Below are 26,858 nucleotides of genomic sequence, written 5' to 3'. Positions count from 1 at the left end.
TTAGCCAAACAAAGCACGTTTACAATGGACGCCCACCAGTAATTTTATTAGCTCGCCCTTCCTCTTTTGCTTTTTCTGCACGCTTTCTTCGCGCGTCTTTAGGGTCTGCAATAAGCGGGCGATAAATTTCTATTCTATCACCGTCTTTTAATTCGTAATGTGCTTTTACTGTTCTGTTCCACACACCTAAAGTAAGCGCAGTGGGGTCTATTTCAGGACACTTTTCAATGATCCCTGATTGAATAACTGCTTGCTCGGCTGTGGTTCCTTGTACAACATCAACAGTTAAAGTAGTTGCTTTAGTAGGAAGTGCAAACACTATTTCAACGCTAATCATTATCTTGCCCCATATACATCTTTTGCACGTTGTGTAAATGCACTCACCATATTTTTAGCTACATCGTTAAATATTTTACCAAACGCCAATTCGATAAGCTTACTAGAAAATTCAAACTCAAGCTTAAGTTCAACTTTACATGCTGTTTTATCTAACGCTTGAAAGTGCCAACGCCCCTGTAATGTTTTAAATGGGCCATCAACAAGCCTCAATTGCACGGTTTGCTCATCAATAAACGTATTTTCAGTAGTAAACCACTTTTTTATACCCGCCTTGGATATTTCTAAACTCGCGGTCATGTTATTATTGTCCTGCGAAACGATTTTAGAGTCTGAGCAATTAGGTAAAAACTGCGGGTAAGCTTCTACATCATTAACTAGGTCAAACATCTCTTTAGTGCTGTACATAACCAGCGCACTTTTTTCTATTTGTGGCATACTCACTCCCAACTGTGTGGGCGAATTTTAGCAAGCTTTACGCGTTTCCCCAAATTTTCATGGTCTTGCGTTTATTTGATTATTTTAAAGACGCATATAAATAAATCTATGTAAAACATCTCTTAATACGTATATTATAGGGCACTATGGCTAAGAACAAATCATCAAAATCAAACAGTAATACCATCGCGCTTAACAAAAAAGCACGTCATGAGTATTTTTTACACGACAAGTTTGAAGCAGGTGTTGAATTACAAGGCTGGGAAGTAAAAAGTATCCGAGCTGGTAAGGTAAACATCTCAGAAACTTACATTCACCTTAAAAATGGCGAAGCTTTTTTGCTAGGCAGTCAAATCCAGCCTTTAAATAGCGCCTCGACTCATGTTATTTGCGATCCAATGCGCTACCGTAAGCTTTTATTAAGCCGCAGAGAACTTGATAAATTAATAGGCGCGACCGAACGAGAAGGCTACTCACTTGTAGCAACAGCTATGTATTGGAAAAAGTGCTGGGTGAAGCTTGAGTTTCATTTAGCTAAAGGTAAGAAAATGCATGACAAACGCGAAGATGGCAAAAATAAAGATTGGTCGCGTGAAAAAGAGCGCCTCATGAAGCACAAAGTATAAACACAACGCCTAATTTATTTAGGCGTTTTTTTTAATTTTTCACTGGTCAAATTTAAAACAAGCTGATCAAATTAACCACAGCTTTATTTAACTCTCCCATGTGCATAATATAAATAAATTATTACACTTTATTTATTTTTTTAATTTCTTTAGATACCTGCCCATTTTAGTGCGCAAATTTTATGGTATAAAGCGAGTAATTTAGCCTTGTCTATCCCTTTTCGTTGTTTCTATTATTGAATATTATTCCCTCAACACTCTATAAAAACTCATACTAAAATCGCAAAGGGTGTAGATTGATAACACTTAAGTTACATGATATTAATGTCAGCGCTTGTTAAGCAACTAAATTTATAACATATCAACAAGGACTTAAGGATGAAGCAATCAATTGCATTTACACCTAGCATTATTGCAGGTGCTACAATCGCACTTTCAGCAGGTTTTACAACAACAGCATATGCTGCTGAAGAAGCAAAAAAAGTAGAACGCATTGAAGTAACAGGTTCGCGTATTAAACGCACAGATATCGAAGGGCCGTCGCCAGTACAATCTATTGGCAAAGCGGATATCGAAAACATGGGTTACGATAACCTTCAACAACTCCTCGAAAGAATGCCAGTGGCAGGTAGCGGTACTTTCTCAACACGTGGTAACAACCAGGATTCAACTGCAAATGGATCAGCTGCGGTCAGCTTACGTGGTTTAGGTGCAGATGCTACCTTGGTTCTAATTAATGGCCGCCGTGTGGCTATTAGTGCCTTTGCCGAAGGTATTACAAACTCATTTGTCGATATTAATAGTATTCCGGTATCGGCAATTGAACGCATTGATATTTTAAAAGATGGCGCATCAGCAATCTACGGCTCTGACGCGGTTGCGGGTGTGGTCAACGTTATTTTGAAAAAAGATATAGATGGCGTTGAACTAAACTTAGGCTACGGTGGTACTGATGGCCCTAACTACGAAGAAACAACAGCGAGTTTAGTTTGGGGCACAACGAGCGAAAAAAGTAGCGCCTCTATTATTATTGATTACTTTAAAAACACCTCTCTTTCATCAGATGAAATGGGCAGCTTAGGCACAGCCAATCAATCACCCTACGGCGGGGAAGATTTCCGCTCTTCTCGTGGTTTCCCTGGCTACTTTTATGTAGATGGTGTTAAGACAATTGACCCAGACTGTCCTGCAGAAAACGCAACCGCAAGCGGAAGCTGTTTATTTGATTACGGCCCATTTGGCTACATTGCCCCAGAGTCTGAGCGTGTAGGTGCTATTTCTCAATTTGAATATAATTTTGACAATGGTATTACTGGCTTTTTAGAGATGGCAGTTCAGCATAATACCTCTGTTGCCGCCGGTGCGCCTACTCCACTTGATGAAGATGCAGGCTTAACTGTACCAGGAAGCCATCCTAACAACCCATTTGGTCAAGACATTGATATTGGTCGTTACCGTACCGTTGATGCTGGCGCTCGCCAATGGGATATAGAATCAGACACACTTCGTTTTGTAGCCGGCTTAAGAGGCGAAATTAACGAATGGAGCTGGGAAGCTGCAGTTCAAAAAGGCCGTAGTAAGTCAATGCAAACAGGTGATAGAACACAAGGCTGGGTACGTACCGACTTCTTACAACAAGAAATTGATGCAGGCAATTACAATCCATTTGGTGGCACCTATAACAGCCCTGAAGTCATCGACAGAATTACCACAAGCTTAGTACGCCGTGGTGAGTCTCACATGACCTCGTTTGATGCTAACATCTCTGGTGAAGCATTTAGCTTTGGTGATGATGTGGTAATGATGGCCGCCGGTATTGAATACCGTGAAGAAGATGTAAGTGATACACCGGATGATCAATTTCAGCGCGGTCTAATTTTTGGTACTGAGTCTGTATCTGCTGCTGCAGAGCGTGATCAATACGCAGCTTACGTCGAATTCTCAATCCCTCTTGCAGAAAATCTAGAGCTACAACTCGCTGGCCGTTACGATGATTACAGTGATTTTGGTAACACAACAAACCCTAAAGTAGCTTTACGTTGGGCGCCAACTGATGAAATAACTATTCGTGGTTCGTGGGCGCAAGGTTTTAGAGCCCCATCGCTTGCACAAGTAGGTTTAGGTCCATCACAAGAAAGTCAGTTCTTTGTAGATACGTATCGTTGTGAAGCCACAGGTCTTGATTGTGATGCGCTTGATTACAATATTGAATTTGCCGGTAATCCTGACTTAGAAGCCGAAGAGTCAGAATCATGGAATGTTGGCTTTATTTGGGCCCCTTCTGCTGAGTTCGGCTTAAGCGTAGATGTATGGAGTATTACCCAAGATAATAAAATTGATGAGCAAGAATTTGGTCCAATTTACAACTCTGAGTGTAATAACCAAAATAGCACTGTATGTGTGCGCTTAGCACCTAGTGGTGGTAATAGCTTAGGGACTATTCAAAAAATATACAGCACTTTTGAGAATGTCTCTTCGCAAGAAGTATCGGGTATTGATTTATCAGCAAACTACAATCACTCTTTGGATGAGTTAGGTCTACTTAAATTTAACCTAGAGTGGGCTTATCAAGATAAGTTTGAAAAAGATGGCCGCGATTACACGGGAGAGTATTACTACCCAGAGCATCGCTGGATTTTCTCAACAAACTGGGAAATTGGCCAATTTAATACCAACGTAAATATTAGCTACGTAGGTGAGTTTGAAGATACGCCTGATATTGATTTTGATGGTAACTTAGACTTTGATAGCAATACATCACGCATGGTTGATTCGCAAGCCTTGGTAGATTTACAAACATCTTACCGTATCAGCGAGGCAGCAAAAGTGTCACTTGGTGTCAATAATGTGTTTGACGAAGAACCACCATTTGCCATTGGTGATGGCGATGCCGACCTTTACGGTTATGCATCGGGCGTACACAACCCACGTGGTCGTTACTTCTACACTAAAGTAACCTTCTCGTTTTAATTTAATATAGCCCATTTGCGAATGGGTTATATTAAAAACAAAAAAAACCGCCAGTTGGCGGTTTTTTTTATTAAAAAAGCAGGGCTAAATTATAGCTCACCTTCGTTTTCAGATAGGAATTTAGCAACACCTTCAGGGCTTGCGTCCATACCTTTTTTACCTTCTTCCCAACCAGCAGGACAAACTTCACCGTTTTCGCTGTGAAATGCTAGTGCATCAACCATACGGATCATTTCGTCGATGTTACGACCAAGTGGTAAATCGTTCACTACTTGGTGACGTACATTACCTTCTTCATCAATTAGGAAAGAGCCACGAAATGCAACGCCCGCTTCTGGGTGTTCAACGTCGTATGCTTTACAAATTTCGTGCTTAACGTCTGCAACTAATGCGTATTTAACTTTACCAATACCGCCGTCTGCTACAGCAGTGTTACGCCATGCGTTGTGTGAGAATTGAGAATCGATAGAAACACCAATTACTTCTACGCCACGCTTTTGAAATTCTTCGTAACGCTTATCAAACGCGATTAGCTCTGAAGGACATACAAATGTGAAATCTAGTGGGTAAAAGAAGATTACTGCTTTTTTACCTTTAATTGTTTCATGAAGGTTATAGCTATCTACAATTTCACCATTACCTAGTACAGCTGCAGCGGTAAAGTCTGGTGCCTGGCGGCCTACTAATACACCCATTTTATTCTCCAAATATTTTGAGTTTGTTGTCGATTGCTAACGCAATACTGATACTTATATGGGCGCTAAACATTAAAAAACAATAGCGCCAACACATAATTACGTAACATTTTAAATTTAATAAATAAAAAAGAACAATCGTATTTAGCGATGTGTACAATCGAAAATACCGAATAGATATTAAAAGTTAATTACACTTATAAAAAAACCTGCAGTTGCAGGTTTTAATACGTATTTAATCCATTATATCGGAAGGCATATCGCCTTTAATATTTTGCCAAATTTCACCCGTTTGATGGCCAAATTTACGCATCATCGAAATAGCCCCGTCGTGCTCGCGATTTTCAGCCAATACTGTTAAGTCTTTATAAAATTGACGTGCCAACTGGCGAGTACCTGCATCGGAAAAATAATGACACCCAATTTTAAAATAAAAGCCTCTAAAACCGTTAAGTATAAGTACGTAAATACGGTTATTACCGGCTACAGCTAGTTCATGGTGAACTTTGTAATCGTAGTCTGCAAACGCTTGTGCGGTGTCTTCAACTTCGTCACTTTGTGCTAATATCTCAATAACACGCTCAGGGTTATATTTAATAGCAGCACGTGTATAAATAGCGCTAATGTTTGTACGTGCCGATAAAAGTTGATCGGTCAGCTCTGGCATTTTATCTTCGTCTAAACGCGCCAGAGTCTCAAGGATATTTAAACCCGATGTTTCCCAAAAGTTATTTACTCGTGTTGGCTTGCCATGCTGAATCGTAAGCCAACCATCACGTGCTAAACGTTGCAGTACTTCACGTAAGGTTGTTCTAGTTACACCAATTAACTCTGAAAGCTCACGCTCTGCAGGAAGGATTGAACCTGGAGGGAAATCGCCGTTCCAGATAGATTCAACTATATACTCTTCAGCAAATCCTGCTGGGCTTTTAGCTTTAAAAATTCTCATTCAATTCCCACTCGAATTAATCACAACTCATCGTTTTATACGGATAACTAACAGATTGTACCAGATGAAATTTAACTAACAAGTAAACTCGTTGATATAAGTGTCTACTAATAGCGGAAAATTTTGCAATAATCACGAATATGTTTCAGCATATTTTTATTTTACTAATTTTGCCAAGATAACCTGCTTTGTTCATCGTACATACATATATTTTATCGACCTTTTTACAAAGAATTATCTGGTATTATTAAATTATTAAGTAGCCTTAACCACAACAAAAATTAATGTTAGCGTGTATTTAGCTGTGAGTGTAGCTATACATATATTGGTACAATTCCAGCCGAGGCCTGCCTTATTCACTACTTGACTGCTGCACTGTTAATTTTATATTTTATGTGAGTAAGAACTAACCTTACTTTATAGTATTGTTTTATATCGCTTCATCCTAAAAAGTGATGTCGGTAGCTTTTTTGCCCTTTTTGTTGCTCGTTACTTTATCCTAGTACATAATTCAGCAACTTATTTCAATGCGGATATTTTATGAACTGGCTAGCACACCTCCCTACTCAACGCGCTCCGTGGCTATTATTTACTGGCATTGTGTTTTTACTAGAAGTCACCGCACTATTTTTTCAATACCAAATGGGTCTTGCGCCCTGCATTATGTGTATTTATCAGCGCACTGCGGTACTAGGCTTACTAGGGGCTGGAATAATTGGCGCTACTAAACCGCAGAGTAAGTTAGTACGTATGATAGCTTATTTAACGTGGGGCATATCAAGTGTATGGGGATACTTTATTGCGCGTGAGCACATTGAAATGCAAACAACAACAGACCCGTTTGCGTTTAGCTGTGAGTTTGAGCCAAACTTCCCCGCATTTATGCCATTGCATGAATGGATCCCTAGCTTTTTTGAAGCTACAGGGGATTGCGGTAATATCGATTGGCAGTTTGCAGGATTAAGTATGCCCGCGTGGATGGAGATATTATTTGCACTATTTACTATTACACTGTTTGTAATTATTACTACTCGCTTTATCACTAAAAAGTCAATTTAATATGTTTACGTTTTTTACCAGTCAATTACCGGAGTTAAAGCACCTTAAGGTACGACAACGCCAAGCCGTAGTTGCTATTGCGCTTAGTATGTTACCAGCTACCGACAGAGTGTTATTAAGAATAGTAAAGTTGATATTGCTCAGTCCATTGTTTTTATTATTTACTGTTTTTAAAGGGTGGGAGCTCATTCCCTTTTTAATTTTAGGCGGCCTGTGTTACCCGCTTTTAACAACACCAGTTGAAATAAACTTTGCTAAAAAGTACTTAGTAAAAGCGCTAGAGCAATATTCACAGGGCGCATAGCGCCCTGCCTATTATAAAGACACTTTGCCTTCTAATTTTGCAACCAGTCTTTTCCCTATTCCCTTTACATTAGCCAAATCACTAATATCCTTAAATTTTCCATTTTCTACCCTGTAATCAACAATAGCTTGTGCTTTCTTTTTGCCAATTCCGGGTAACTTAGCAAGCATTTTTGAGTCCGCACTATTTATATTGATGACCGCCGGTTGCGACATTTCAACCTTGGGCTCTTCCATTGTTGGGTTAGCGTAGCTAAACGCACTAAAGGTTAGAAAGCTCATGATAAGTAGTGTTAGTAAGTGCTTCATTGTTATTCCTTATTTTTGTTTATCTCAAAGCGTTTTAATTAAAAGGCTTTAAGTAGGTGCTCAATTTTGTTTACGGAAATAAAACTCAATAAGGAACTGCTTACATCACTTATTTTATTTCCAGTGCATTATCACCTTAATCCGAAAACCTAAAATGCAGCTGGAACTCCAAAGTGATGCTTTAAATAAAGTAAAGCCGGCCTTTTTTGTCAAATTTATGACTAGCTAAAAGGTCGCGGAAACTTGCAATTTGTCACGCAAACATTTACTGTATAAAAAAACAGTGACCTACAGGTCAGTAACCACATTACCACACAATCAAGCAGGAGAGATCATGGCTGTTGTTGTTAAATATGTTGTAGAACGAAACGGAGTTGAGCGAATGACGTTTACTACTAAAAAAGAAGCGGATGCCTATGACAAAATGCTCGATATAGCAGAGTCGCTTGAAGTAATGCTGGAAAAAGTAGATGTACCTCTGAGTGAGCAACAAGTCGAGTCGCTCGCACTTGAAATCGCAAAGAGCAAAGATGACTTTATGGCGGTACTAAAAGGCGCGAAAGAGCCCTCAACAAAAAGCACAGCTAAAGTTAAAAAAGCCGACAACGTAGCATCAATAAAAGAAAGCGACGAGCAACAAGCTAGCTAGTATCCAACTATTTTCAATAGAGGGCTGCTACTAATAGCAGCCCTTTTTTATTAATTTTTGAACAGTTACAAATTTTTTCTGGCTTTTTAAACTGAAATTGATACATTAATCCGGTTAATAGCGAGTGTTTGTGTGCCATGTCAGTATTTATTAAGTCTTTTTACCAAAAGTTTTTTCCTGCCCGCCAGCTACTTATCCGTCAAAACGGTGAAGTTAAGCATGTGATTTTGGCATCTTGGTTTCAGCTTTTTACAGTACTACTTGTTTTAACGACTATTGTTTGGGTCGCTATTTCTAGTTTTCGTGTTTATAGCCAAACAAACAAGATCACCAATATTGAACAAAGCCAAATCGACGAACAACAAGCTTGGCAAAAACAGGTCAATGAACAAAAAGCATTACACGCTAAGCAATTAGAACAGCTTGCGGTTTTAGAACAAAAACAAGCGCTTTTACAGGGCATGATTGAATCTCTCCCAACGTCTATTAGTAAAGAGACAATTAAACTAGAAGAACAACTTGAATCCCCTGTTAATGAAGACAAAGGTGAGTTTCATGAACCACTTGTCGATGAAGAACAAAAAAATAAACACGCAAACCTCTTAACGCCGGTGACCTTTGCTGCACGATATGAGCGCTTAAATAAGTACTACGAACATAATTTTTCACTCATCGATGCACAAATTAATCAACGCCATGATGCTATTTTAGCAATGCTAAAAGGAGCAGGGCTAGAGTCTGCTCTTGAACAACATTTAGCAAAAGGCATGCAAACTAATGCGCAAGGTGGTCCTTTAGATTTATTCGATGAATCAAAAATACCACAGCAATTTTTAGCTATTGCCGACAAGTTGTTATTACTTAACACACTTGAGAACTTTTTAACTGAACTACCTAAAACACTCCCGTTACCAGCCGCAAAATACTATATTTCAAGCAACTTCGGTCTTCGTAAAGACCCTATAAATAATCGCCGAGCTTTTCATAAAGGCGTTGATTTAGCAGGCTGGCACAAAACTGAAATTTTTTCTCCAGCCGATGCAACGGTTCTTCGTGCAGGTAAAAATGGTGGCTATGGTAACTTTATAGAGCTTGAGCACAAAAATGGTTTAGTCACCCGTTTTGGCCACTTAAATAAAATTAAAGTTAAAAAAGGCCAAGCAATCGCTAAAAATGAGGTGATTGGTTTGATGGGCAGCACCGGTAGAAGTACCAGTACCCACTTACACTATGAAGTGTTACTTAATGGTAAACATGTCAATCCTCTAAAAATAACAAAGGCGCTTTCTCGTGTTCGGTAAAAAAAAGCAATCAAGTAGCCAAGCTACGTTAAAAAGAGTAAACCATACCCCTTCTATTATTTCTGAAGATGTGCGCTTAACTGGCACACTCACTAGCCAAGGCGAAGTGCAGCTTGATGGACGTATTGATGGTGACATAAAAGCAGAGCACCTAGTAATTGGCTCTAGCGGCATTGTTGAAGGTGTAGTTGAAGCTAAAAACGTAGTAGTAAAAGGTAAGATTATTGGCTCGCTTAACGCCAGTGAAGTGAATATCCAAAGCAGTGCTCACGTACACGGCGATGTTTTTCACGATACACTAAGTATTGAGGCAGGAGCCATTATTGAAGGCAGTTTAAAACAACGCTTTGAAAAAGAAGAACCAGAACTTATTAGCGAAGATTTAAAGCCGGCTAAAGAAGTAAAAACCTTACTGGATGACGCTGACAGCGACTTGTCATTTGTTAATAAGCAAGCCGCAGATAAAGCCAAATCTAAATAAGCGTTAATTATTTTTTCTCGGTTATGTACATTGTAATATCTGCAGTGAACACCAGTTCATTGCGGGTATTATAAAGCTTAACTGGTACCACTAAATCCTCTTTATCTTGCCATTGGCGAGGCAAGTCGATTTCTGCAATAGCAGTTACATCGGTATCAACTTTTGCTAAATAACTTACCGTCATTCCTTTAGGGATCCAGCGATGCGTTTTATAAGGCACGGTGGCATCAACCATTACACCCGCACATAATTCCGCTAAATTACATTGTGCAATAGCATGAATAGTGCCTATATGGTTGTGTACACTTCGACGATTTTTTACCACAGCACTACAGTGCCCTTCTCTTAAATCGAGGACATAAGGTTTCATTGAGCCAAAATAAGGGGCTTTCATGCACACTGCTTTGCTAAACAGCCAGTTACCAAAAGGTAAGCGTTTAAATTTAAGCCAGGTTTTCAAAAGGGCTGATTTATTACTCATTGTTCTTTCCCATTTTTTGTTTATAAATCCAAACTAACACATCAGACCAGTTAAAAAAAGTGCAATTCTCTGTGCTGTTAATCCTCATGTCATAAAATATTTATCACAATGGTGCGCGGCTCAACCATAAGTCCTTTCTTTTTTATAAGCGGACACCTAAAATAGCCAGCAAAAGGAGACCTAATGCAAACACAGCCCGCTAAACCTAACTTGATTTTATTACTTATCTTAGCGTTACTCGTAATATTTTGCCCTATGGCAATTGATATTTATCTTCCCGCTTTTCCAACTATTGCTGCGCAATTTAATGTAACCGAACAACAAGTTCAGCAAACAGTGGCTATTTTTATGCTTACCGTAGGTTTAGGGCAGTTAATTGCTGGGCCACTTGCAGATAAGTTTGGCCGAAAGCCAATAGCTGTTGTTGGTGTTAGCTTATATGCAGGCTCAGCTCTGCTTGCTTATATAGCCCCCTCTTTTGCTGTATTAATGTTTGCGCGGGCTCTGCAAGGCCTAGGGGCATGTGCGACCTTTGTAGTCGCATTTGCGATTGTGCGTGACAAATATGGCAGCGAGCGAAGTGGGCAAATGATCACTTATCTAAATGGTATTGTGTGTTTTATTCCTGCGCTTGCACCTATTTTAGGTGCTTGGCTTACCGTGCAATTTGGCTGGCGCATGAACTTTATGTTTTTAACTTTATTTGCCTTAACGGGGTTGGTTATTACGCTCACTCTATTTCGAGAAACTCGCCCTGCAGATAGTCACTATCAAGGGCACATTTTAGACCTACGTCGCTTTGTGCCAATAATAAAAACTCCGATATTTTTATTTAATAGTTTACTGTGCATGGTTGCCATGTCGGCAATACTTGTGTTTGTTACCTTAGCACCAGGGTGGATAATTACGCACTTAGGTGGCACCGTTGCCGACTTTACTTTTTGGTTTACACTCAATGCTGTATTAAGCATTATCGCAAGCTTTATTACCCCCATTTATATTAAACGTAATAGCCAAAAAGCACTGCGGGTTGGAGTAAGTATATTGGTGGCTTCTGGCATATTAATGATTGCACTTAGCCGCATCGAATCGGCTATTGCGCTTATGATCCCGATTTTGATTGCAGCACTTGGCTTTGCTTTGAGCTTAGGATCTGCAGCAGGCATGGCATTATCACGTTTTCCAAAACAAGCAGGCACAGCCTCTGCTCTAATTGGTGCTATGCAAATGAGTGGTGCCAGTGTGCTTGTGTTTTTAACACAATATTTAGGTCTTAGCACGCCATGGTTAATTGCTTTTCATTTATTATTACTTACCCCACTTTGGCTTATTTTAATGAGTAAAAAAGCCCATACATTGCACCCGGTTAATACATGATCAACCCTGATTTCTTAGCTTCGTTTTTACTGGCTAGCTTTTTAATTGCAGTGGCCCCTGGGCCATCAAATGCCTTTTTAATGGCGCAAACATTTGCCAATGGCAGAGCAGCAGGCATGCAAAGCGCATTTGGTTTTGCTTTAGGTGGGGTTATACATACCTTTTTTGCTGTAATTGGACTAAGCGCGGTGTTAAAAGCGTCACCTATAGCATACAGCGCAGTGCAATACCTTGGCGCTGCTTATTTGTGCTACCTAGGTATAGTAATGATCAAAAGCACTTTATCGACATCAAACTTAGTTGAATTTGATAGTGATGACAAACCCCATGTGAGCACCAGCAAAAAGTCTAATGTGATGTTCCAAGCTATGATGACCGAGGTATTAAACCCTAAAGTAGCCCTATTTTTTATAGCATTTATACCGCAATTTGTAGATCCTAGCTTATCGTCGGCAACGTTTCAGTTAGCATTTTTTGGCCTGCTTTACCCTATTTTTGCATTCCCAATTGACTGCACGTATATTTATTTTGGCGATAAAATAGCGCAGTTTTTCAAAAAACATCCGCACAGCCAACTTTGGATTGATAGAGTGACAGGTATGGTATTTATTGCACTGGCTATAAATTTATTATACTAATTACCTTAAGCCTTGGTTATTAAAAATAAGATGCAGCATGGAACAAAAAAAACAATCGCTACCCGCTAATAAAAATATTGCCCTAGTCGCGCATGATGGTAAAAAAGCCGCGTTAAAACTTTGGTGCGAAAAACACAAAGACACTCTAAGTAAGCACACCCTTTATGGGACAGGTACTACTGGCCATTTAATCGAAAAAGCCACGGGGCTCGAGGTTATTCAGCTATTGAGTGGTCCAATGGGGGGCGATCAACAGCTAGGTGCTAAAATTGCAGAGCACGAAATTCATGTATTGGTGTTTTTTTGGGATCCGCTGGCATCGCAGCCACACGACCCGGATGTTAAAGCATTACTGCGTTTAGCTGCTGTTTGGAATATTCCTGTAGCCTGTAATGAAGTCAGCGCAGATATGCTATTAAGCTCGCCCTTGATGGACACTGAGCTTGAACGTACTTTGCCAGATTACGAAAAGTACCTCGCAACCCGACAAATCAGTCTTTAAAGCCTTTTAAGCTACCTATAAAGCATGCTGGCCCATTTTGTTAGGCCAGCCGTTACACTGCCAAAGTGATCGCCGTTGAGCATTTTTATATCACCTAAATGCTCACTTAACGCGGCTTTAATAAGCGGTGATTGCGCACTCCCCCCCGTTAAATAAATAACGTCTGGGGTGGTACCTGCATCAGTAATGGCTTGTTTAGCTAACGTCACTATTTGGCTGATACTGCTTTCTACTGCCACTGCTAAATCGCTAACCGATAGGTTTTTATAAAGATCACTATCTAAAAAGCGTAGGTCGCAATCAAAAGCATCTGCCGATGACAATGCTATTTTAGCCGCCTCGCCTTGCTGTACTAACTGATGGCCCTGTTTATTTTGCTGTAAATTAATTAAGCGTTTGAACAACTCAGGTGCACTTACATCACGTAATTGTGTGCTAAGTTCTCGGTAATGGCTTTCGCTATAAAACTGACTTTGTAAATTTACATCATTAATTTTACAGGCTTGCCAAAAAGGTTGGTTTGGTAAAGGTAGGCCCGATTTCAAGGTACTGCCTAAACCAAGCAATGGCATTAAGCCATGAAAACTAAGCGCTATATCTAAGTCATTCCCACCAATACGCTTACCACTGTGGGCTAAAAAGTCATTATCGCGTTCACTATTGCCTCTAAAGCTTGGCCCCATTTGCACAAATGAGCAATCGCTGGTACCACCGCCAATATCTATAACCAATACTTTTTGATCTTCCATCAAGCTACTTTCATAATCAATACCGGCAGCAAGTGGCTCATATAAAAACTCCACATCTTTAAAGCCCGCCCGCTTAGCTGCGCGCTCTAAAATACCTACGGCTTGCTGGTTCGATTGCTCACCGCCAACGGCCTGAAAGTTAACTGGACGACCAATAACCGTTTGCGTAAGTGGGGTCTTAAGTGAAAGCTCTGCGCGTTGCTTTATTTTTAAAATCATTGCCGTAGCAATGTCTTCAAAAAAATTAATTTGCCCTTGCTTTAAGCCTGTGGCACCAAAAAACGATTTAGGTGATTTTACAAAGTAGCCCTCTTCAGGAAACTGTACATATTCGCTAATAGCTTCACGGCCAATAAAAAGTGTTTCGTCATCTGGCTGTATATCTAAGTCTGATTTAATACGTGGGAGTGTATTTAATAAAACTTGGCGCTGCGTTAAAAAGTCATGCTCGTGTGTTGAGCCTTTTACATGCTTTGCCACAAAGTCGACAACTAATGCGCTATGGTGTGTATAAAGAGTAGAAGGTAAATAATGCTTTCCTTGCTCTAGTGGCACTAACTGCACTTCCTCTTGCTCCATAACCCCCATGGCACAATTAGAACTACCGTAATCAAAACCTACAAACATACTTCACCATACATTAGAAAAAGGCCGCGCAATTTAGCATACTTTGCCAAAGTTATAAACGCTAATGACCCTCCCTCACCCTTAAAAAGCTAGCAAAACGTGGTAAGCCATGTTTTGTTAACCCATGGTAGCGATACGTTACCGTGCTACCTATAACTGGAGGTGTTTGTCGCTGTTTGTTACTAAAACCTGTGCCTATTTTAAATATTTTCCCACTAGGTGTTTGTACTTTTAATGCACCTAGCATACCGGTGTATTTTCCTTTACCTGGTAAATGTGCAATCACAACCGCTTCTGCATCAAGATAGGGCTTTAACTTTAATAGTGTATTGCTGCGCCCGCTTTTATATTTAGCATTGGCTAAATGCAGCATCACCCCCTCAGCCCCTTGCCTAGTTAAATCTTCAACGTATTTTGTTAATTGGGCTGTGCTAGTAAAGCGATGTTGCTTAACTGCAGTTATATGCGGCTTGTTGATTTGTTTTACTAAAGCTTGGTAGTTTTTATAACGCGCACTAAAAGGAAGGGTTGAGTCTGGCATATCAAATATTTGATAGCGTATCGCGTGCCAATCTGAATTGCTGGGGCGTTTAGTTCTTACAATCCCGCTGACCAAAGAAAATTGACTGCGTGCTATCCACAACTCCCCATCTAACCAAACATTGGGTAATGGCGCCGTAAACCAACTGGGAGCGTTAATCGCATTGCCTTTACGGGTAATAAATTTATCGCCCGTCCATATTGCTCTCACGCCATCAAATTTTTCACTAACGAGGTATTCACTAATATTGCCATGCTTAGATTCATCATATACTTTTGCCAATAACACCTGAGGCTGCGCCGCAAAAGCAATCTTTGAAACAATTAAACCGACAGTTAATAGTAAGTATTTTAGCCAAGCCATTACTGCATCCCTGCAAATAAAATAAGGCTTTAACTATAGTTGAGATTCTACCCACTGCCAAAACTCACCTAAGTTAGCCATTTTGTAGGTCGCCTTACTAAAATCATGATCAACCGTGTGATGATTTGCAATCGCAACAACGCTAACCTGTGCATTAGTTGCAGCGCATACACCGGTAAAGGTGTCTTCTACAGCAATGGCCTGCTCTGGCGCTATATTTATGTGCTTAAGCGCTAAAAGGTAAGGGTCCCCTGCTGGCTTTGGATTTGTTACATCGTCTTTTGTCACTACAGTATCAAATAACTCATAAAAACCGAGCCCTTTTAAAATAGGCATGGCTTCGCTGCGAGCACTGCCGGTAACTAACGCCATTTTTAGACCACTTTTTTTAACAGCGTGTAAGGTTTGCTCAGTAAAAGGCATAACAGGTGGTAAATTAGTTTTCACGTATTCACCAAATAATCGATATTTTTCATCTGCTAAAAATTGTGCACTGACGGCTAAATTATGCTCATTTTTAATATCAATTGCTGCTTCTAACGTTGGGCGCCCTGAAAAGCGCTGACAAAACTCCACTTCGTTATAACTTACATTGTAGGGTGCAAGCAGCTGGCTCCAACACTCAAAGTGCATGCTTTCAGAGTCAACTAGCGTGCCATCCATATCAAACAATACTGCGTTCAAGCTCATCCTCATTCCTTAAATTTTAACGTTAAAAAAAGGCGCCTAGGCGCCTTTATAATATTATGCCGTTAAGCCAGCTGGTGGCTCAGCAAATGCTTCTTCACCGGTTTCAACATCAACCAATTCATAACCTCGGGCTTTGCGCACAACCTTAAGTACCGGTTTTTCTAGCGCCGTTTTTAAACGTTCGGCATCAGCTGCTAGCTCATCCAATGTTGTACCAAACGGAGCTGCGCCTGTTTCTGACCAATTAGTTACTTTGCCATTTAAGTTATATTCTACTTCGTGTATTTGGTATTGCGCAGCTTCGTCTTTCGTTGCTTCACAAAAAATTACACGGTAGTTCCAAAATCCAGCCATTTGTTTATCTCACTCAATTTAATTAACGCTACTTTACCAGCTTTATAAAAACATAAAAGCCTGCACAAGGCAGGCTTTTAAAAATTAATAAAATTTAAAGTTATCTTTAGAAGAAGTTAACTTTAAATTCTGCACCAATGTAGCGCTCTTCATTAACAATACCTGTATTGTTATTGAAGTCTACCGCACCAATTGCTTGTTGCTCATCAAATAAGTTACGAACAAATGCCGATACTTGGTACTCGTAGTCACCTTCAGCCCACTCGTAACCTGCACGTAAACCTACTTCTGTTAATGCTTTACCTTCAAATTCTACTGAATCGTATAAGAACATGTTAATTTCGCTACGGTAAGAAATATCACCTAGTGCGAAGAAGTTACCATCTTCAAGCTCTTTGTTGTAACGAAGGGTAAAGTTAGAGATCCACTCTGGCGCATGCGGTAAGCTATTACCATCAAGAACTGCTAAACCTGCGCTATTAATAGGGTCATTTACAGTACATTGTGCACATACAGCTACAGCTAACTCATCATCTTTAATTTCAGTTTTATTGTAGCTTAAGTTAAATGTTGCATTAAACTCATCGCTTAATACCCACTCTGTATCTAGCTCAAAACCGTAGCCTGTTGTTTTATCAGCGTTAACTAGGCGGTTAAAGTTAGCCCCCCCCCCTACAGCAGTAAGCTGTTGGTCGTCCATTGTGTAATAAAATACCGTTGCATTTACACGGCCTTGGCCATCAAGAACGTCTGACTTAATACCGGTTTCGAATGAAGTCACGGTTTCTGATTCAGCTGTTGTTACCTCATCACCAAACAAAATACGACCTTGTAAGCTAGGTGCACGGAAGGTGTTTGCTACACGGCTGTACCAGTTTACATCGTCATTAACTTTGTAGTTTGCAGATAAGTCCCAGCTTACGTGGCTGTCGCTTACGCTGCGCTCTACATATAAAGCACCACCGCCGATCGGGCTAATAGTACGATCTGCAACAAAGTCTTTTTCATCATCAGAGTAACGAAGGCCCGCAGTAACTTTTAACTTATCTGAGAAGATGTAATCTGCTGAACCAAAAATAGCCCATGCGGTTGTATCTTGCTGCTGCTGAACATAACCGTTTAAAGCGCCAGCAGGTGAAGAGAATGTATCGTAACTAAAGTTTTCGATTGTAAGCTCTTCATCAAAGTAAAAAAGACCAACTTGGTAGTTAAAGTCGCCGCTAAAGTTACTCGCAAGGCGAAGTTCTTGCGTTAACTGATCTTGTTCAGGAATGCCATCGGCACTTTCTGAAGAAAACGGAATAACACCTGGTCCCATGTAATCAGGGATGTAAGAAGCGCCGTAACCGCCGTCAATGTCAGCACGTGAGTAAATTTCTGCACTTTCCCAACCTGAAATAGAGGTTAGCGTGTACTCATCGCTAATATCCCACTCAAGCTTTAAGCTTGCGCCTTCAGATTCAACTTGCTGGGTATTGCGTACAGCCGCATCTTGATAAACCACATCATGCTCGTAGTTGTCTACTAAATCGTTTGAGCCGGCTTCAATAACGTTTGCACGAAACGCGATAGGCGAGCCGTCTAAGTCACGTGTGTGGTAGTTAAGTAGTGCGGTAAAGTCATCGCCTTCGTATAAAAACTGGATACGTGCTGCTTTTTCTGTGTAGCCGCCTTGCTCGTCTTTTGCTTCAAAGCCAGGCGCTTGGTTGTCAATGTAATCATCTTTATCTTGCCATAGCAAAGAAACACGTGCAGATAAACGGTCAGTTAAAGCACCACCTACAGCGCCCTCAGTATCTACAGCGCCACGGCTACCGTAAGAAACAGCACCGTAACCTTCAAATTCTTGACTTGGTTTAGCAGTATCAAATTTAACTAGGCCAGCCGGCGTGTTACGGCCAAACAATGTACCTTGAGGGCCACGTAATACTTCTACGCGCTCAACATCGAATACTGGAAAGCCTTTTAAAATAGCATTTTCTTGAACAACTTCATCAACAACTAATGATACAGGCTGTGAAGCATTAAGATCGAAATCGGTATTACCCAGACCACGAACATAAAAACGAGGGAAAGAACGTCCAAACGAAGATTCGATTGACAAACTTGGGATTTTCGCACTCATAAAGCGAATATCCATACCAGCAGAGCTATACGCATCAAGGTTATCACCTTGTAATGCAGATACAGCAACAGGTACTTCTTGGGCATTTTCTACACGTTTACGAGCAGTAACTTGAATAACTTCTAATTGGTTATTTTTTTTTGCAGTTTCTTCTTCAGCAGCAAGAGTAGAAACAGAGGTACCAGCTGCGGATAGTAGAGCAGCATTGATGATGGTCGCTATTGCAGTTTTTTTGATTGCTTTCATGTCGGGTATTAACCTTTTGTATGCACTCTTGTTCAACGGTTTTTGTGTTGCGCAATGTATTCATTGCGGGCTCGGCCAATTTTTCGCGACTAAGAAGTTGCGCGGACCTCATTACCGAGAGTACAAAAACGGAGTAATGAGGCTGAACGAACGGTGAAGATTATACCATCGTATTACAAATTTACTGCATAAATATGTACAAAAAAAGAAACTTTTTTGCAACATTTAACCTCTTTTTTAAGCATTTTCACCCTATTTTAGATGCAAAACACCAATAATGCGGACATATGTCCTTTCATTTTAAAGCTATTTTAAAGTAGCAAGTTGTATGTTTTTACAAATAAACCCAAACTAGAGACACGTAGTTAAAGCCCATTAATACTTGCTAAATGTTAAGGCTAGATTTATTAAGTGCGCTTTAGCGCGATTTCTCCATCAATGTGAATATCACGCTGTGGGAATGCAATCACTACATCGTGTTTTTCAAAAACGGCATAAATACTAAAGCGGATATCGCTACGTACTTTTCTGAGCATGGTTTCTGACTCTGCACAAACCCAAAAAATGGCATTAAACACCAGTGAGCTATCAGCAAAGTCGTCAAATAAAACAGAGGCTTTTGGATTTGCTAATATTGCGTCGTGTTCATCTAGCACTTGCTGAATGAGTTTTTTAACTAATAATACATCGCTACCATAAGCAACGCCTACGCTAACCGAAGAGCGTGCATTACCGTCTATTAGCGTCCAGTTGGTCACTGTGTTTTCGAGCAATTGCGAGTTAGGTATAAGCATATGCACACCATCGTTTCTACGAATGCGGGTAGAGCGTGTATTAATTGTTTCTACCACCCCTTTTGCATTCCCCACTTCTAAAAAGTCACCAATACGAATGGGGCGCTCCCACATCAAAATCCAGCCACTGATGAAATTATTAATAATATTTTGTGCGCCAAAACCGACCCCTATAGCTATTGCTCCAGACACAAAAGCAAATGCAGTAAGTGGAATACTCAATACTTCAAGGCAGGTAAAGATTAATATCGCGATACTCAAAATAAAGTAAATGCGCGTAAATAAATGAACCGCATCTTGACTTATTTTTTTAGCGAGCAAAGTTTTTTTAATTAATTTGCCAACACGAGTCACAACAAACCACATAATAAATAAAATTAACGGTACTTGTATTACCTTAGCTACAGTGATGTTGACATCGTCGTAGGTAAAAATAACAACATTCAAATAGTGTTGGATATGTTCAAGCGTCATGTGCTCTCCTAAACGATTCTTTTTATAAAAAAACGGGGGGATTCAGTATTCGCTAAGCTTAGCACGGCATAATAGGGTTAGAACGCTAAGTTAATAGATTAAAACACCAATTTATTAACTATTTATCGCACTGGGTGCTATATAAATAGTGTAGACGCACTGGAGAACGCTTATGTCACAAGTTACACTCAATCAAAGACTCGCTACCTTGCAGCCGCAGGTAGATTTAAACTTGTTCGAAACCAGCCTAGATTACCGCAATAAAATTTTGTGCCTTCTTGCTGAGCAAGAGCAAACGCTTTCGAGTATTAACAAAGAATTCGGTCAACAATCAAGTAGCTTTGGCTCTGAAAAACGCTATGTGCTTGGCTATAACTAAGCAAGTTTACGCACACGCAACCTAAAATTTAAGTAGCCTTACGTTTATTTTTAAGGCTACTTTTACCCCAAAATAGCATCTTCAGTAGTTAATTTGCGTTTAAATCCCGCTTAACACCGATAAACTTTATTGTATAAACGCCAAAATTTGATAAGTTAACTAGGTTTTCGACTCGAAAAGCCTATTTCGGCTCATCTTTTTATGGAGTTATTATGCGTAAAACACTGATCGCCACTACGATTGCTAGTGCCCTTATCCTAACAGCTTGCTCATCTAATGAGACACAGAGCACAGCCAAAGAGAGCGCAGCACAAGTGCAAAATATGAACGCAAACAATGTATTATTCAAACCAAGCCCACTACAATACATGGCACCAGAGTTTGATAAGTTTGGTACAAAAGACTACGAAGCTGGTTTTGATGCTGGCATTACCGAGCACACTGCGCAAATTAAAGCGATTGCTAACAATCCTGAACCAGCAACATTCGAAAATACCCTGGTTGAAATGGAAAAGTCAGGTGAGTTATTAAACCGCGTATCGGCTGCTTTTTATAACCTATCGGGTTTAATCTCAGATGACGAATACCAACGTATAAGCAAAAAAATGGCGCCGGTATTATCTGCTCACTCTGATGACATTTACCTAAATGGCGCGCTATTTAAGCGTGTACAAACTATTTACGACAATAAAGATGCGCTTAACGCTGAAGATCAACGCTTAGTTGATTTCTACTACAAGCAATTTGTAAAAGCCGGTGCTAAGTTAAGCGATGCTGAAAAAGCAAAAATGCGCGGAATAAACGCACAACTTGCAGAGTTATCTACCGCGTTTTCTCAAAACATTTTAAAATCGTTTAAAGAAGACGTTATTGTTGTTACAGACAAGTCTAAACTTGCTGGCCTTTCTGAGGGTGAAATTGCAGGCCTTGCGGCGGCAGCTAAAAAAGCAGGCAAAGAAGGCTACATGATAACCTTGGTTAACACGACACAACAGCCAATTTTATCAAGCCTTGAAAACCGTGAGCTTCGCGAGCAAATTTTTAAAGCCTCTACAAACCGTGCCGCTAAAACTAACGGCCCTATCATTATTGAAGAAACTAATCTTCGTGCGCAAAAAGCAGAGCTATTAGGCTTTAAAGATTGGGCATCGTATGTAATGACATCACGTATGGCACAAACAACCGATAACGTGTACGGCATTTTAGATGACCTGGCGCCAAAAGCAGTTGAAAAAGCAAAAGCAGAAGCGGCCGCTATCCAAAAAGTTATTAACGATTCTGGCGAAAGCTTTGAGCTTAAGCCATGGGACTGGGCGTTTTACGCAGAAAAAGTACGTGCTGAAAAGTATGACCTAGACCCTGCGCTAGTTAAACCATACTTTGAAATGAATTCTGTGATCCATGATGGTTTATTCTTCGCAATGAACAAACTTTACGGTATCACCTTTAAAGAGCGCCAAGACTTACCTGTTTACCACGAAGATGTAACAGTGTACGAAGTATTTAACGCTGATGGCAGCGCTATCGGTCTATTTTACATGGACCCATACGCACGTGAAGGTAAGCGTGGCGGTGCATGGATGAGTGCATACGTAAGCCAAAGCGGCTTAAAAGGCACTAAACCAGTTATTTACAACGCACAAAACATTCCAAAACCAGCTGAAGGTGAGCCAACGCTAATGACCTTCGACGAAGTATCGACTATGTTCCATGAATTTGGTCATGCTGCGCACGGTTTATTCTCAAATGTTAAATACCCAAGCCTAGCGGGTACTGCTACAGCACGTGACTTTGTTGAATTTCCTTCACAAGCACACGAAGATTGGATGATTGAACCGTCGGTACTTGCTAACTACGCTAAGCACTACAAAACAGGTGAGCCAATTCCTCAAGCATTACTGGATAAAGTATTAGCATCGCAAAAATTCAACCAAGGCTTTGGTACTACTGAATACTTAGCAGCTGCTTTACTTGATATGGAATGGCACTCATTTGGTTCTGATAAAAAAATCAGTGATGTTCAAAAGTTTGAAAGCGATGCGCTAAAAGCACACGGTATTGATTACTACCCAGTGCCACCGCGTTATAAATCAAACTACTTTAGCCATACGTTTGCCGGTGGTTACTCAGCAGGTTACTACGCCTACCTATGGACTGAAGTATTTGCTGCAGATGCCTTTGCACATATGGAAAATAACGGTGGCCTTACCCGTGAAAACGGTGACAAGTTCCGTGAAGAAATCCTATCAAAAGGTAACAGCCGCGACTTAATGCAAAGCTACATTGAGTTTAGAGGCCAAAAACCAACAACAGACGCACTGCTTAAGCGCCGTGGTTTAGTTGATTAATAACTTAGTTTATTAATTTTTGCCTTATAAAAGCCCGCTTGCGGGCTTTTATTGTTTATAACAGATAAACTAGCCACACTATAAATTATAAAAAACGACAATTATGGGCTATTTATTTGCAGTTACCCTACTTTGGGCTTTTTCATTTAGTTTAATTGGTGTGTACCTAGCAGGTCAGGTGGATGCGTGGTTTAGCGTATTAATACGAGTTGCATTAGCCACATTGGTTTTTTTACCCTTTTTAAAACCTAAACTCACCTCAAAACCCCTCGCAGTTAAACTCATGCTGATAGGCGCTGTGCAGCTGGGTGTAATGTACAGTTTTTACTATCACTCCTTTTTATTTTTAAGCGTACCCGAAGTGCTGCTTTTTACCGTTATGACGCCGCTATATATAACGCTTTTAAACGATGCGCTTAATAAGCATTTTAACCCGCGCTTTTTTGCGGTTGCACTTATCGCCGTGCTGGGTGCTGTGGCTATTCGCTGGGAAAACCTGAATAGTCACTTTATTATTGGTTTATTACTGGTTCAGGGTGCCAATATAAGTTTTGCTACCGGCCAAGTAACTTATAAACGTTTAATGGCCACTAATCAGCTCGATGATAAAACCGTTTTTGGTTGGTTTTTTATTGGCGCCTTAGTGGTGGCAAATGCTTGCTACGTTTTATTTGGTAACCCAAGCAAATTACCAACTACAGCTACCCAGTGGGGTATTTTAATCTATTTAGGGATTGTAGCCTCGGGCCTGGGTTACTTTTTATGGAACAAGGGCGCAACTAAAGTGAATGTGGGCGCATTGGCGGTAATGAACAACGTGCTTATTCCTGCTGGTATTATTGTTAACGTGCTTATATGGAATAAAAATGCCGACATAATACGCTTAAGTATAGGGGGTGCAATTATGTTAGCAGCACTTTTAATTAATCAAATAGGGGCAAATAAACAGAACGTCACATCCTTGTAGCTAATTTGTCATTGAATGCGATTAGGGTTGAATAAAATAATATGAAGGATTAAACATGAAACATCTCACCCTAATAACAAGCTCAGTAATACTTGCATTACTGAGCGCCTGCGTCGACGATGTTGAAGTTGCAAAAGGCGAAGCGCCTGATATTCAATTAGGTACTCGTGCCGACTATCTAATTAATGATATGGCACAGAGCGATTTAAAAACAAAATTAGAATCGTGTACAGATGGGCCATTTTACCGTACAGATTTTTCTATTGCTCATCGTGGTGCGCCAATGCAATACCCTGAACACACAAAGGAGTCTTATATCGCTGCAGCGCGAATGGGCGCAGGTATTTTGGAATGCGATGTAACCTTTACCAACGACAAAGAACTCGTTTGTCGCCACTCTCAGTGCGATTTGCACACCACCACTAATATATTAGCCATTGACGAACTTGCCGCTAAATGCACCGTTCCTTTTACTCCCGCTAACGCGGCAAGTGGTACGCCTGCCAGTGCTAAATGCTGCACAAGCGATATCAGCCTGAGCGAGTTTTTAACGCTTGAAGGTAAAATGGATGGCGCCAACACCCAAGCCACCACTGCTGATAAATATATGCAGGGCACGCCCAATTGGCGCACCAATTTATACGCTACAAATGGTACCCTAATGACCCATAAGCAAAGTATTGAGTTATTTAAAAGCCTAGGTGTAAAAATGACCCCAGAGCTAAAATCGCCGCAAGTTAACATGCCCTTTAAGGGCATGACACAACAGCAATACGCGCAAAAAATGCTTGATGAGTACACGCAATTGGACGTACCAAGCAATGATGTGTACCCGCAATCATTTAATCTAGATGATGTGAAATATTGGATAAATAACAACCCCGACTTTGCAAATCAAAGCGTATATTTAGATGGCCGTGACAGTGAAGCGGGCTTTGATCCAAGCAACCCTGCAACGTGGCAACCAAGTATGCAAGAGCTAGTAGCTGATGGCGTTAAAATATTAGCGCCCCCTATTTGGATGATGCTCACCATAGACAACGAAAGTAATATTGTCCCCTCACAATATGCTATTGACGCAAAAGCTGCAGGACTTGAACTGATTGCATGGAGCCTTGAGCGCTCAGGGCCTCTTAATGAGGGCGGTGGTTACTACTATCAATCAATCGCCGATGTTATCGATAACGATGGCGACATGATGACAGTGGTTGATGTACTCGCGCAGGATGTTGGGGTTATGGGTATATTTTCGGATTGGCCTGCAACCGTAAGCTACTACGCAAGTTGCAATAAAATGCCTGCAAGCATTTAAAAAATGCATTATAGCAATCGTTTATTCTGCTGCGCTCAGTTACCATTACCTTATTAAATAATTTAACTGAGCGCTTTTATGATAATCCAACACCATAATACCGACTTACCCACCCCAACAGGCCTAATGCGAACCACGGTTTACCGCCCACAAGCAGCCGGCCAATACCCCAGTATTATTTTTTACTCTGAGATTTTTCAGCAAACCGCGCCTATTGCGCGCAGCGCTGCTATTTTAGCAAGCCATGGTTTTGTGGTGTTAGTGCCTGAGGTATTTCATGAGCTAAACCCAATTGGTACTGTACTTTCGTACAACGATGCAGGTAAAGATAAAGGCAATGCCGATAAATGGCAAAAGCCACTTGAGCACCACGATAGCGACACACAAGCACTCATTGACTTTGTACAAAGCCAAGATTACTGCACTGGCACAGTGGGCGCTATGGGTGTGTGCATTGGCGGGCATTTAGCTTACCGAGCCGCATTAAACCCACACATAAAAGCCGCATTTTGTTTATACGCCACCGATATTCATAGTGATACTTTGCCTGCTCAAGCCGGTAATAACTCATTTGAACGCATGGCCGATATTCAAGGTGAAATACACTTTATTTGGGGTAAGCAAGACCCACATGTACCGCAACAAGGCCGAAGTAAAATTTACCAGCAATGTGTAGCCACGGGTATTAATTACCAATGGCAAGAAGTAAACGCACAGCATGCATTTATGCGTGATGAAGGCGAGCGCTATGACGGTGCACTTGCAATCACCATGTATCAACAAGCGGTTGCGTTATTTAACCGTACATTGTGATTAAGTAGTGTTTTACGTATTTTTTAGTAGCCCTAAAGCGGTATGTTGCTTCACAAAATAGGCTTTTAAATAATCAATAAACACCCTGAGCTTTTTGGAGCCTGCCGCCCCTGGTGGGAATACACCAAAAAGCTCAATATCTTTTGTTTTATAATCATCAAGTATTATTTCAAGCAACCCAGCCTGAACTTTAGGCCATGCATCATACAAAGGAATACGACCAAGCCCATGACCTGCCTCTACAAACGCTGTACGTGCTGCTGCATTGTTAGTGCTTATGCCTCCTTGGAGTATGACATCGTGTTTTTTACCATTTTTGCTAAGCGTTAATGTTTTACTACTAAGTTGGTAAACAACCCATTTATGTAAAGCTAAGTCAGCTGGCGTTTTAGGTTTGCCAAAGTGCTCAAAGTACTCAGTCGACCCACAAATACACGTACTCATGGTCGTTAACTTAGTGGCTTGTAAATTTGAGTCGCTCAAAGCAACACCGCGAATAGCAATATCAAAACCATTTTTAATAATATCTACTACATCATCAGTGAGCTGTAAATCGACATCAATTTTTGGGTATTGGCGCTTAAACGTATTAATCGCAGGGACTATTAATTGCATGCCAACATTAACTGGACAGCTAATTTTTAATACCCCTTGAGGCTCGCTTTTTATGTTTTCTATTTGTTGATTAGCCGCATTTGCTTGCTCTGTGATCACCCTACAGCGCTCGTAATAAGTTATACCCGCCTCTGTCAGTGTCATGGTGCGAGTTGAGCGATTAAGCAGTATGACTTCTAACTGCGTTTCTAATTTTTTAAGGTGATAACTAACCACCGCACGTGTTAGCCCTAGCTGCTTTGCTGCTGCTGTTAAGCTGCCCTGCTCTACAATCTGTGCAAATACCACCATGCTTTTGAGTTGCTCAAACGACACTTTCATCGTAAACCGCTTTTTGCGTATTCATG

Annotated in this window: 28 protein-coding genes; 15 read left to right on the top strand and 13 right to left on the bottom strand. The window is 40.6% G+C overall.

What is annotated here, in order from left to right; genetic code table 11:
* Window positions 1–19: 19 nt before the first annotated feature.
* Entirely contained in the window at window positions 20–337 is a 318-nt protein-coding gene (locus AABI99_RS00225; protein WP_338362562.1) for an RnfH family protein, read from the bottom strand.
* A complete protein-coding gene (locus tag AABI99_RS00220) occupies window positions 337–774 on the bottom strand; it encodes a type II toxin-antitoxin system RatA family toxin (RefSeq protein ID WP_338362561.1) in 438 nt (145 codons plus the stop codon). Before AABI99_RS00220 ends, AABI99_RS00225 begins: the two co-directional genes overlap by 1 nt.
* 146 nt (window positions 775–920) lie before the next feature.
* Between AABI99_RS00220 and smpB the strand changes: the two genes are divergently transcribed.
* Complete coding sequence (smpB, locus tag AABI99_RS00215; protein ID WP_338362560.1) at window positions 921–1,400, top strand: SsrA-binding protein SmpB; 480 nt, start codon at window positions 921–923, stop codon at window positions 1,398–1,400.
* Window positions 1,401–1,778: 378 nt separating this feature from the next.
* On the top strand, window positions 1,779–4,370 hold the full coding sequence (locus tag AABI99_RS00210; protein ID WP_338362559.1) for a TonB-dependent receptor: 2,592 nt from the start codon (window positions 1,779–1,781) through the stop codon (window positions 4,368–4,370).
* Window positions 4,371–4,459: 89 nt separating this feature from the next.
* On the opposite strand, the gene AABI99_RS00205 is transcribed toward AABI99_RS00210, so the two are convergent.
* Together AABI99_RS00205 and fadR are read right to left on the bottom strand one after the other, a co-directional pair.
* A complete protein-coding gene (locus AABI99_RS00205; RefSeq protein WP_138540691.1) occupies window positions 4,460–5,065 on the bottom strand; it encodes a peroxiredoxin C in 606 nt (201 codons plus the stop codon).
* Window positions 5,066–5,300: 235 nt separating this feature from the next.
* Window positions 5,301–6,014: a fatty acid metabolism transcriptional regulator FadR gene (fadR, locus tag AABI99_RS00200; RefSeq protein ID WP_338362558.1), complete on the bottom strand. Its 714-nt coding sequence runs from the start codon at window positions 6,012–6,014 to the stop codon at window positions 5,301–5,303.
* Between the two features lie 540 nt (window positions 6,015–6,554).
* Here fadR and dsbB point away from each other — a divergent pair.
* The gene (dsbB, locus tag AABI99_RS00195) at window positions 6,555–7,073 is read left to right on the top strand and encodes a disulfide bond formation protein DsbB (RefSeq protein ID WP_338362557.1); all 519 of its coding nucleotides are present in this window, start codon (window positions 6,555–6,557) and stop codon (window positions 7,071–7,073) included.
* A gap of 1 nt (window position 7,074) precedes the next feature.
* Complete coding sequence (locus tag AABI99_RS00190; protein WP_338362556.1) at window positions 7,075–7,377, top strand: DUF6170 family protein; 303 nt, start codon at window positions 7,075–7,077, stop codon at window positions 7,375–7,377.
* Window positions 7,378–7,388: 11 nt separating this feature from the next.
* Here AABI99_RS00190 and AABI99_RS00185 read toward each other — a convergent pair whose 3' ends face one another.
* Window positions 7,389–7,685, bottom strand: coding sequence for a ComEA family DNA-binding protein (locus tag AABI99_RS00185; protein WP_338362555.1), 297 nt, complete (start codon window positions 7,683–7,685; stop codon window positions 7,389–7,391).
* A 334-nt stretch (window positions 7,686–8,019) separates the two neighbouring features.
* On the opposite strand from AABI99_RS00185, the gene AABI99_RS00180 reads away from it, so the two are divergent.
* From AABI99_RS00180 to AABI99_RS00170, 3 genes are all read left to right on the top strand, one after another.
* Window positions 8,020–8,334 carry a YebG family protein gene (locus AABI99_RS00180; protein ID WP_338362554.1) on the top strand — a complete coding sequence of 105 codons (315 nt, stop codon included), beginning with the start codon at window positions 8,020–8,022 and terminating at the stop codon, window positions 8,332–8,334.
* 137 nt (window positions 8,335–8,471) lie between these two features.
* Window positions 8,472–9,635: a peptidoglycan DD-metalloendopeptidase family protein gene (locus AABI99_RS00175; protein WP_338362553.1), complete on the top strand. Its 1,164-nt coding sequence runs from the start codon at window positions 8,472–8,474 to the stop codon at window positions 9,633–9,635.
* A complete protein-coding gene (locus AABI99_RS00170) occupies window positions 9,625–10,116 on the top strand; it encodes a polymer-forming cytoskeletal protein (protein ID WP_338362552.1) in 492 nt (163 codons plus the stop codon). The genes AABI99_RS00175 and AABI99_RS00170 overlap by 11 nt, the downstream gene beginning before the upstream one ends.
* A 7-nt stretch (window positions 10,117–10,123) precedes the next feature.
* Here the strand turns inward: AABI99_RS00170 and AABI99_RS00165 are convergent, their stop codons facing one another.
* A complete protein-coding gene (locus AABI99_RS00165) occupies window positions 10,124–10,597 on the bottom strand; it encodes a hotdog fold domain-containing protein (RefSeq protein ID WP_338362551.1) in 474 nt (157 codons plus the stop codon).
* Window positions 10,598–10,780: 183 nt separating this feature from the next.
* On the opposite strand from AABI99_RS00165, the gene AABI99_RS00160 reads away from it, so the two are divergent.
* Genes AABI99_RS00160 through AABI99_RS00150 form a run of 3 tightly spaced genes read left to right on the top strand, consistent with a single transcriptional unit; the run spans window position 10,781 to window position 13,114 of the window.
* Window positions 10,781–11,974 carry a multidrug effflux MFS transporter gene (locus AABI99_RS00160; RefSeq protein ID WP_338362550.1) on the top strand — a complete coding sequence of 398 codons (1,194 nt, stop codon included), beginning with the start codon at window positions 10,781–10,783 and terminating at the stop codon, window positions 11,972–11,974.
* Window positions 11,971–12,612, top strand: a complete 642-nt coding sequence (locus AABI99_RS00155; RefSeq protein WP_338362549.1) for a LysE family translocator — start codon at window positions 11,971–11,973, stop codon at window positions 12,610–12,612. Before AABI99_RS00160 ends, AABI99_RS00155 begins: the two co-directional genes overlap by 4 nt.
* Before the next feature lie 37 nt (window positions 12,613–12,649).
* A complete protein-coding gene (locus tag AABI99_RS00150; protein WP_338362548.1) occupies window positions 12,650–13,114 on the top strand; it encodes a methylglyoxal synthase in 465 nt (154 codons plus the stop codon).
* An 11-nt stretch (window positions 13,115–13,125) separates the two neighbouring features.
* Here AABI99_RS00150 and yegD read toward each other — a convergent pair whose 3' ends face one another.
* The 6 genes from yegD to AABI99_RS00120 form a co-directional block, all read right to left on the bottom strand.
* Complete coding sequence (gene yegD, locus AABI99_RS00145) at window positions 13,126–14,490, bottom strand: molecular chaperone (protein WP_338362547.1); 1,365 nt, start codon at window positions 14,488–14,490, stop codon at window positions 13,126–13,128.
* Between the two features lie 61 nt (window positions 14,491–14,551).
* The gene (locus AABI99_RS00140) at window positions 14,552–15,394 is read right to left on the bottom strand and encodes a DNA ligase (RefSeq protein WP_338362546.1); all 843 of its coding nucleotides are present in this window, start codon (window positions 15,392–15,394) and stop codon (window positions 14,552–14,554) included.
* 33 nt (window positions 15,395–15,427) lie between these two features.
* Complete coding sequence (locus AABI99_RS00135) at window positions 15,428–16,084, bottom strand: HAD family phosphatase (protein WP_338362545.1); 657 nt, start codon at window positions 16,082–16,084, stop codon at window positions 15,428–15,430.
* A gap of 54 nt (window positions 16,085–16,138) precedes the next feature.
* Complete coding sequence (locus AABI99_RS00130; protein WP_055017158.1) at window positions 16,139–16,438, bottom strand: hypothetical protein; 300 nt, start codon at window positions 16,436–16,438, stop codon at window positions 16,139–16,141.
* Window positions 16,439–16,544: 106 nt separating this feature from the next.
* Window positions 16,545–18,809: a TonB-dependent receptor gene (locus tag AABI99_RS00125; RefSeq protein WP_338362544.1), complete on the bottom strand. Its 2,265-nt coding sequence runs from the start codon at window positions 18,807–18,809 to the stop codon at window positions 16,545–16,547.
* A 407-nt stretch (window positions 18,810–19,216) separates the two neighbouring features.
* Complete coding sequence (locus AABI99_RS00120) at window positions 19,217–20,077, bottom strand: mechanosensitive ion channel domain-containing protein (RefSeq protein ID WP_338362543.1); 861 nt, start codon at window positions 20,075–20,077, stop codon at window positions 19,217–19,219.
* 172 nt (window positions 20,078–20,249) lie between these two features.
* Here AABI99_RS00120 and AABI99_RS00115 point away from each other — a divergent pair, with 172 nt between their 5' ends.
* From AABI99_RS00115 to AABI99_RS00095, 5 genes are all read left to right on the top strand, one after another.
* Complete coding sequence (locus AABI99_RS00115; protein WP_338362542.1) at window positions 20,250–20,456, top strand: hypothetical protein; 207 nt, start codon at window positions 20,250–20,252, stop codon at window positions 20,454–20,456.
* 212 nt (window positions 20,457–20,668) lie between these two features.
* Window positions 20,669–22,804 carry a M3 family metallopeptidase gene (locus AABI99_RS00110; protein ID WP_338362541.1) on the top strand — a complete coding sequence of 712 codons (2,136 nt, stop codon included), beginning with the start codon at window positions 20,669–20,671 and terminating at the stop codon, window positions 22,802–22,804.
* A 103-nt stretch (window positions 22,805–22,907) separates the two neighbouring features.
* A complete protein-coding gene (locus tag AABI99_RS00105) occupies window positions 22,908–23,771 on the top strand; it encodes a carboxylate/amino acid/amine transporter (RefSeq protein WP_338362540.1) in 864 nt (287 codons plus the stop codon).
* Between the two features lie 55 nt (window positions 23,772–23,826).
* Window positions 23,827–25,083: a glycerophosphodiester phosphodiesterase family protein gene (locus tag AABI99_RS00100; RefSeq protein WP_338362539.1), complete on the top strand. Its 1,257-nt coding sequence runs from the start codon at window positions 23,827–23,829 to the stop codon at window positions 25,081–25,083.
* A gap of 78 nt (window positions 25,084–25,161) precedes the next feature.
* Window positions 25,162–25,896 (top strand): dienelactone hydrolase family protein, encoded by a 735-nt coding sequence (locus AABI99_RS00095; RefSeq protein ID WP_338362538.1) that lies wholly within the window; start codon window positions 25,162–25,164, stop codon window positions 25,894–25,896.
* Window positions 25,897–25,908: 12 nt separating this feature from the next.
* Here the strand turns inward: AABI99_RS00095 and AABI99_RS00090 are convergent, their stop codons facing one another.
* Window positions 25,909–26,832 (bottom strand): LysR family transcriptional regulator, encoded by a 924-nt coding sequence (locus AABI99_RS00090; protein WP_338362537.1) that lies wholly within the window; start codon window positions 26,830–26,832, stop codon window positions 25,909–25,911.
* Between the last annotated feature and the right edge of the window lie 26 nt (window positions 26,833–26,858).

The organism is uncultured Pseudoalteromonas sp. (assembly GCF_963922945.1).
In the GTDB taxonomy this organism is placed as follows: domain Bacteria; phylum Pseudomonadota; class Gammaproteobacteria; order Enterobacterales; family Alteromonadaceae; genus Pseudoalteromonas.
This window is presented reverse-complemented; position numbering and strand designations above follow the sequence as displayed.